Source organism: Pseudomonas sp. (genome assembly GCF_026224925.1).
In the GTDB taxonomy this organism is placed as follows: domain Bacteria; phylum Pseudomonadota; class Gammaproteobacteria; order Pseudomonadales; family Pseudomonadaceae; genus Aquipseudomonas.
Window position 1 is genome coordinate 1 of the sequence record NZ_JAMFRV010000732.1, and the last position, 7,258, is coordinate 7,258.

At 55.5% G+C, this 7,258-nt stretch carries 9 protein-coding genes and 1 pseudogene; 5 read left to right on the plus strand and 5 right to left on the minus strand.

Translation table 11 applies throughout. The annotated features are described in order from the left end of the window. Nucleotides 1–29 precede the first annotated feature (29 nt). The 3 genes and pseudogenes from M0974_RS30365 to phoB all read right to left on the minus strand — a co-directional run. Nucleotides 30–353, minus strand: a pseudogene (locus M0974_RS30365) (CNNM domain-containing protein); the annotation flags it as partial. Between the two features lie 110 nt (nucleotides 354–463). Beyond that, entirely contained in the window at nucleotides 464–1,765 is a 1,302-nt protein-coding gene (phoR, locus tag M0974_RS30370) for a phosphate regulon sensor histidine kinase PhoR (protein WP_297845626.1), read from the minus strand. Between the two features lie 20 nt (nucleotides 1,766–1,785). After that, on the minus strand, nucleotides 1,786–2,475 hold the full coding sequence (gene phoB / locus M0974_RS30375) for a phosphate regulon transcriptional regulator PhoB (protein WP_297845627.1): 690 nt from the start codon (nucleotides 2,473–2,475) through the stop codon (nucleotides 1,786–1,788). A 148-nt stretch (nucleotides 2,476–2,623) separates the two neighbouring features. Here phoB and M0974_RS30380 point away from each other — a divergent pair, with 148 nt between their 5' ends. Further along, complete coding sequence (locus M0974_RS30380) at nucleotides 2,624–3,001, plus strand: hypothetical protein (protein ID WP_297845629.1); 378 nt, start codon at nucleotides 2,624–2,626, stop codon at nucleotides 2,999–3,001. Nucleotides 3,002–3,045: 44 nt separating this feature from the next. Here the strand turns inward: M0974_RS30380 and ubiA are convergent, their stop codons facing one another. Both ubiA and M0974_RS30390 read right to left on the minus strand, forming a co-directional pair. Continuing rightward, nucleotides 3,046–3,936: a 4-hydroxybenzoate octaprenyltransferase gene (ubiA, locus tag M0974_RS30385; protein WP_297845630.1), complete on the minus strand. Its 891-nt coding sequence runs from the start codon at nucleotides 3,934–3,936 to the stop codon at nucleotides 3,046–3,048. Further along, complete coding sequence (locus M0974_RS30390; RefSeq protein ID WP_297845632.1) at nucleotides 3,936–4,508, minus strand: chorismate lyase; 573 nt, start codon at nucleotides 4,506–4,508, stop codon at nucleotides 3,936–3,938. The genes ubiA and M0974_RS30390 overlap by 1 nt, the downstream gene beginning before the upstream one ends. Nucleotides 4,509–4,711: 203 nt before the next feature. Between M0974_RS30390 and M0974_RS30395 the strand changes: the two genes are divergently transcribed. The 4 genes from M0974_RS30395 (at nucleotide 4,712) to M0974_RS30410 (ending at nucleotide 7,062) form a co-directional block, all read left to right on the plus strand. Continuing rightward, on the plus strand, nucleotides 4,712–4,879 hold the full coding sequence (locus M0974_RS30395; RefSeq protein WP_297845633.1) for a rubredoxin: 168 nt from the start codon (nucleotides 4,712–4,714) through the stop codon (nucleotides 4,877–4,879). A 46-nt stretch (nucleotides 4,880–4,925) separates the two neighbouring features. Next, the gene (locus M0974_RS30400; RefSeq protein WP_297845634.1) at nucleotides 4,926–6,086 is read left to right on the plus strand and encodes an FAD-dependent oxidoreductase; all 1,161 of its coding nucleotides are present in this window, start codon (nucleotides 4,926–4,928) and stop codon (nucleotides 6,084–6,086) included. A 189-nt stretch (nucleotides 6,087–6,275) separates the two neighbouring features. After that, nucleotides 6,276–6,551, plus strand: a complete 276-nt coding sequence (locus M0974_RS30405; RefSeq protein ID WP_003213368.1) for an HU family DNA-binding protein — start codon at nucleotides 6,276–6,278, stop codon at nucleotides 6,549–6,551. A gap of 133 nt (nucleotides 6,552–6,684) precedes the next feature. Continuing rightward, nucleotides 6,685–7,062 carry a helicase gene (locus M0974_RS30410; RefSeq protein ID WP_297845642.1) on the plus strand — a complete coding sequence of 126 codons (378 nt, stop codon included), beginning with the start codon at nucleotides 6,685–6,687 and terminating at the stop codon, nucleotides 7,060–7,062. The last annotated feature ends 196 nt before the right edge of the window (nucleotides 7,063–7,258 follow it).

Consider the following 7,258-nt stretch of genomic DNA (forward strand, 5'->3'; position numbering starts at 1 on the left):
AACGATACTCCATTGATCACTTCCGTCTACTGTACTCCGAACATGTGCATCATCGTCTCAATAAAATTCTAGAAAGCTGGTTCACCGTCCCAACCAAGGCACATAGATGCGAGGGTGATACACAACTGACAGTCCGAGAGGTAGGAGTCGAGCTGGCTGTGGACGGTACGCAGAATATGTCCGCGCCAGCCGTTTTTCTTCGCTATGGATTCAACTCGAGTCGAGCGCATCTTGACCATGGCGAACTCGGCCGCAACGAAAAACCCGTTGAGCAGAACCAGGACTAGTGCAAAAAGAATCATGCCGAAATCGGCGAACAGAGCGGAGAGGGACAAACTAGGGGAAGGGTCCATGGTGGAGTTTTAAAGGTTCCGTATCATCTAATGAGTATGTTGCTGCGCCAAACCAGCGAGCATAAGACCGGCAATGTAGCGGCTAGCGGCCAGCTTGACTAGAGGGTTGATCAAGGATTGATCACTTGGGCCGGTGAAAAATGGCAGGTAAACGTACTGCCTTTGCCCACTGCGCTGACAATGTCCAGGGTGCCGCGATGACGTAACAAAACGTGTTTAGCGATGGCCAGGCCAAGTCCGGTGCCACCGGTATTAGAGGCGCGGCTAGAGTCAACGCGGTAGAAACGCTCGGTCAGTCGCGGTAAATGCTTAACCTCGATGCCTGGCCCAGAGTCCTTCACGCTCATGTGTGCGCCGTATTCGTCTTCCCACCAGCGGATGTGAACCTTGCCTTCGGCAGGGGTGTATTTCACCGCGTTGAATATCAGATTGGAAAACGCACTGCGCAGCTCGGGTTCGCTGCCTTTTAGGCGGGCTTGGCTGTCGATCTCTAGGGTGATGAGGTGATTGTGCTGAGCCGATAACGCCTGTGCATCGTTCTTGATGCTTTGCAGCATCGAAGACACGACCACGGGTTGGTTATCCGACGGATAGTCCGTGGCTTCGAGCTTTGCCAGCAACAGCAAATCGTTGAGCAGGGTCTGCATCCGGTCACCCTGTTGCTGCATTTGTTGCAAGGCCCGGACCCAACGTGGGTTCACATCCTCAGCGTTATCCAGCAGAGTTTCCAGGTAGCCGCAAATCACCGTCAACGGTGTTCGCAGCTCATGGGAAACGTTGGCAACGAAGTCTTTGCGCATCTGCTCCAGCTGGTGAATACGGGTTACATCGCGGACCAGCATCAAATGCTCGTTATTGCCGTAGCGGGTAATCAGTAATTGCACACGCAAGCGATCATTGATCGGCGAGGGGATCTCTAGTGGTTCGAGGTAGTTGTTTTGTTCGAAGTATTCTTTGAAGCGCGGGTGACGCACCAGGTTGGTCACCGGCTGACCACTGTCTTGTGGGGTCTTGAGGCCGAGCAACGTTTCTGCAGCGCGGTTCCACCACTCCAGGTTGCCTTCGCTGTCGAGCATGATCACCGCGTCCCTGAGCGCCGCCGTGGACTCCTGGACACGATCAATCACCGCTTGCAGTCGGCCGCGCACGCGCTGATCCCGGCGTTGCAGGTGATAAATGCTGTCGAACACATCGCCCCATAAGCCATAGCCGTCGGGAGGCGGCTCATCGGGTTTTTGCTCGCGCAACCACACGTGCATGCGCAACAACTGTTTCAGCGTCCAGGCGAGATAGAGGCCCAGGCCCACCGCCATGCTCCAGCCGTAATAGCCGCTGATCAGTCCCATCACCAAGCAGGCCGTGACCAACAGCAGCATGTGGCGGATCAGCGTGCCGTGCCAGTTTTGGTTCAATTCAAACGCATCCTTGTCGATCAGCTCTTTGTAGAAAAACGGTAGCCAGTGCCGCGCACGGTTTGTACCAGATTTTCGTAGGCATCGCCGAGCGCTTTGCGCAGGCGTCGAATGTGCACGTCCACCGTGCGCTCTTCGACATAAACGTTGCCGCCCCAGACCTGATCCAGCAATTGCCCGCGGGTGTAGGCGCGTTCTTGGTGGGTCATGAAAAATTGCAGTAGGCGGTATTCGGTTGGGCCCATTTCAGCAGGTTTACCGTCGATGGTGACCCGGTGGCTAATGGGATCAAGCAACAGGCCGCCTACTTCAATAGGCGCCTCACCATCGCTCGGCCCAGCGCGGCGCAGCACAGCCTTAAGGCGTGCGACCAGTTCACGTGGGGAGAACGGTTTGGTGATGTAGTCGTCGGCGCCGACTTCAAGGCCCTGGATCTTGTTGTCCTCTTCGCCCTTGGCCGTAAGCATGATGATCGGTATGTCACCGGTCAGCTCGTCACGCTTCAGACGGCGGGCGAGTTCGATCCCGGAAGTGCCTGGCAGCATCCAGTCCAGCAGGATCAAGTCGGGCTTGCGATCGACGATGATGGCGTGGGCTTGCTGGGAGTTTTCCGCTTCCATGCAGTCGTAGCCGGCCATTTCCAATGCAACGGCGATCATTTCGCGAATAGGCGCTTCGTCGTCAATGATCAGAATACTCCTGCCAGCCATGCTCAATCCTCTTGTCATTTAACTGTCTTGGAGCGCATTAGATAACGGAATTATTGCAGTCGTGTGACAGCTTGGGGCGCTGCTAGCTTCTCGCGCCACTCTGGGACTAAGCTAACAGTCCGACTACAACAAAAAGAGGACGTATCAAATGACCAGAATTTCAACAACTTTGCTCGGCTTGCTTACCGCGGCAGCTTTGGCTACTTCGGGCATGGCGTTCGCTGCAGATCCCGCGATGATGAAAGACGGGATGATGGTCGATCAGAAGGGCATGACGCTTTATACCTTCGATAAGGACACCACTGCCGGTAAATCCATGTGTAATGGCCAATGCGCTGAAAACTGGCCGCCACTGATGGCTCCAGCAGACGCAAAAGCCATGGGTAAATGGACAATGGTCAAACGTGACGACGGTCATATGCAGTGGGCGTTTGATGGCAAGCCGCTCTACACCTTCAAAATGGACAAAAAAGCCGGTGACATGGCCGGTGATGGCAAGGGCGATGTTTGGCACGTGGCCAAGTAATACAGCGCTCTTGCAGCGTCGACCGTCAGTTTAAGTGCTGGCGGTCAACGCAACGCATAGTCCGCAACAATTCCCACAAAAATTGCCAAACCCGCCCAATGATTGTGTAAAAACGCCTTGAAGCAACGTTGCGGCTCACGGTTGCGTGTGTACCAGAACTCCCAGACGAAGCACGCCGCAGCCACCAGTAGGCCAAGGTGAAAATACATCCCCAGTTCGAAACGTGATCCCGCCAGCAGCAAGCAGCCCAATGCCAGGGCCTGCAACGTCAGGATGATCACCCGATCTGCATCACCAAACAGCACTGCCGTGGACTTGACCCCGATTTTCAGATCGTCTTCACGGTCAGTCATGGCGTAATACGTGTCGTAGCCGACCGTCCACAGCAGGTTGGCGATGTACAGCAGCCACGCTGCAGCGGGCAGGTCGCCGGTTTGCGCAGTGAACGCCATCGGCATCCCCCACGAAAACGCCGCACCCAGAACGACCTGTGGGTAGTAGGTGTAGCGCTTCATGAACGGGTAACACGCCGCCAGTGCCAGACCGCCGAACGACAGCCAGATCGTCATCGAGTTGGTGAGCAGCACCAGCAAAAAGCTCAAGCCTACCAACACCGCGAACAACACCAGAGCCTCGCGGGAGCTGACCTTGCCGCTGACCAATGGACGCTGCTCAGTCCGTTTAACGTGACCATCGACCTTGCGGTCGGCGAAGTCATTGATCACGCAACCCGCTGCGCGCATCAGGAACACACCGACCACGAAGATCAGCAGGTTGCCAATCGATGGTACGCCTTTGGCCGAAATCCACAGCGCCCATAAGGTTGGCCACAGCAGCAGATAGATGCCAATGGGTTTGTCGATGCGGGTCAACTGAACGAAGTCCCAGGCACGGGGGTTCAGACGGTTCAGCGATTTAAGCAGGCTCACGTACATCAATGGCGCTCCATAGCGGGGCCGGCAATCTGGACCGCTTGCCAAAAGTTCGGCAGAAAGACTTCCGCCACCAACAGGCTCAGCGCGCCTCGGCTAAAGCACGAGCGGCGCCCCCATAACCCCTCGGCGGTATCGTCAGCCGGCAGCCAGGTTGCCGGATAGCGGCAGGTTTGCAGGGCGCCGCGTTCAAACGCTTCGTCGCAAAAAAGCAATTCGCCAAGTGAGCGGGTACCCAGTTCGTCCATGTTCAAACCGCCTTGTTGCAGGGCGCTTTGAGCGGCGACACTGCGGGCGAAGACCCATTTCTGGCCATTGCCTCGCAGGTAGACTTCCCGCACCCACCCAATACTTTGATCGGCTATGGCCAGCGCCGCGCATTCGTCAGCGCGCAAGGCTCGCCAGCCCTCGTACAATGGCAAAACACTGAACCCATTGGCCGACAGGCGGGTCAGGCGGCGAGTAAGGGAGTCCTGATTGAATAGCCAATCAAGGATGACAGGATCGGGCAGCTCCACCAGTTGGTGTTGTTGACGCCAGTCAGGGGCAGCAGGAAGAGGATTTTGCTGGGGCACGATGGGTAATTATTGGCAACAATCGAGGCGGTGAGCTTAGCATGTTTGATTGCGGGGTCTGAGCCCTCAGCAGATCCCGTCTATATCGATCACGCTTGCATCTGAGCGCGTCGATCAGTACAAAACGCCCTGAGTCTGGCGGCAATCGTTTTATCCATCGACCGCCTAGGCCATGAAAGCCTGAGAATTGAGAGAATTTACCGATGAAGAAGTGGCAATGTATCGTCTGTGGCCTGATCTATAACGAAGCCGATGGCTGGCCGGACGACGGAATCGCTCCAGGTACGTTGTGGCAAGACGTGCCAGCAGATTGGCTGTGCCCGGATTGTGGCGTCGGCAAAATGGATTTTGAAATGATTGAAATCGGCTAATAACAGCCCGTCTCTTTCCCCACTGTATTTCAATCAGGAAAACGTAATGAACGCACCTGTCGTCATCGTCGGCACTGGCTTGGCGGGCTATAACCTGGCCAGGGAGTTTCGCAAACTGGACAGCGAAACACCGCTGTTGTTGATTACTTCGGATGACGGGCGTTCTTACTCCAAACCGATGCTCTCCACCGGCTTTGGCAAAAACAAAGAAGCCGATGGCCTGAGCATGGCCGAGCCCGGTGCGATGGCTGACCAATTGAAAGCAGAAGTGCGCACCCACACGCGGGTCAGCGGCATTGATCCCGGTCACAAGCGTTTGTGGATCGGTGAAGAAGCAGTGTATTACCGCGACCTTATTCTTGCCTGGGGTGCAGAAACAGTGCGCGTTCCGGTCGAGGGCGATGCCAGCGACGCGGTCTTTCCGATCAACGATCTAGAAGACTACGCGCGGTTTCGCGCAGCGGCGGCGGGCAAGCGTCGGGTGGTGATACTGGGTGCAGGCCTGATCGGCTGTGAGTTCGCCAATGACTTGATCCTGGGTGGCTACGAAGTCGACCTGGTAGCGCCGTGCGAGCAAGTCATGCCGACCTTGCTTCATCCGGCCGCCGCTGCTGCGGTGCAGGCGGGCCTGGAAGGCTTGGGGGCTCGCTTCCACCTAGGCCCGGTGCTAACGCGCCTGCTGCGTACCGAGCAAGGGCTTGAAGCGCACTTGTCTGACGGTGAAGTGTTGCCCTGTGATGTTGTCGTTTCGGCGATTGGTTTGCGTCCGCGTGTCGATCTGGCCGCAGCCGCAGGTCTGCAGACTGATCGCGGGGTCACCGTTGATCGTCATTTGAAAACATCCCACGCCAATATTTATGCGTTGGGCGATTGTGCGCAAGTGGACGGTCTGAATCTGCTGTACGTCATGCCGCTGATGAGTTGCGCTCGGGCATTGGCACAAACCCTCTCGGGCAACCCGACGGCGGTCAGTTACGGTCCAATGCCTATTACGGTAAAAACACCCGTGTGTCCTCTGGTAGTTTCGCCGCCGCCGCGTGGCATGGACGGCGTCTGGACCGTTGCCGGACAGGGCGCTGATATCAAAGCGCTGTGTCATGACGCCGACGGTAAGTTGCTGGGATATGCACTAACGGGCACTGCAGTATTGGAAAAACTAGCCTTTAATAAAGTGCTACCACCGTTGTTGGCGCCCTTGTTGGCATAGAGACCGGTCGTTCTGTCGGATAAGACTCGTTTTTGTCGCGATAAACCTCGCGTACAGGGTGGCGCAGGTACCCCTGGCATGCCATCCTCATTCCCGTCTGCCGCAACGTAGAGCCGTTGCGGCACTTTGGTCGCTGTTCGGGAAGAACGGCACGGACATAACAACAAAAAACCGTCAAAGAGGCTTTATATGCGTAAACCAGAACTCGCAGCTGCTATTGCTGAAAAAGCAGATCTCACCAAAGAACAAGCGAACCGCGTCCTTAACGCCGTTCTTGAAGAAATCACTGGCGCATTACACCGCAAAGACAGCGTTACGCTGGTGGGGTTCGGCACTTTCTTGCAACGCCATCGTGGTGCGCGTACCGGCAAAAATCCACAGACCGGTGAACCCGTCAAAATCAAGGCCAGTAATACGGTCGCTTTTAAGCCTGGAAAGTCATTGAAAGACAGTGTTAATCCTTAATCTGCTAAACGCCTCAGCGGGAGGCGGGTAGCAGCAAAAAATGGGCATACCGACTCAGTCGGGTGCCCATTTTTTTGCGTACACTGCGGCACTTGCCGCTTCCATGTGAGCGGTTTCCCCAAAAGGCTGTGCAATGAAATTTCGTTTTCTTCTCTGGATGCTTGGCTACTTGATGGCTAAAGCCAGTCGTAACAATCCTGATTTCCAGAGCCAGTTGGCGGGTAAAGAACTGACCTTTCAGCTGCAGACCTTCGATGGCACGATAGCTCGGCATTTCATTGTCAGCGGGCAGCGTCTTGTCAGCAAACCTGGGGTGGTTGCTGAGCCAGCCTTTGCCATTTCTTTCAAAGACGCAGCGTTCGGCTTCGCCACGATGCAGGCGAAGAACAAACAGCTGGCGTTTATGCAGGGCATTCAGGACAAAAACATTCTGATCAAAGGTAACCCGGGATTAGCGATCTGGTTCCAGGGTTTGACCAAGTTTTTGAAGCCGAAGAAAAAGAAGGTTTAACGCGAACTCTGAAGGACCGAACTCATTCGGGAAGAAAACAACTCGGTCCAACAAACAGACCGCGTCGCCTGTTTCCCGAATGAATTCGGTCCCATGCAGTATCCATGTGGCTACAGGGTTAGGTTATCTACTGATTGAACTGCGATGCCAGTTCTCGCAGCAGTAGTTCTGCTTCCAATACTTTTTTCACGGCTTC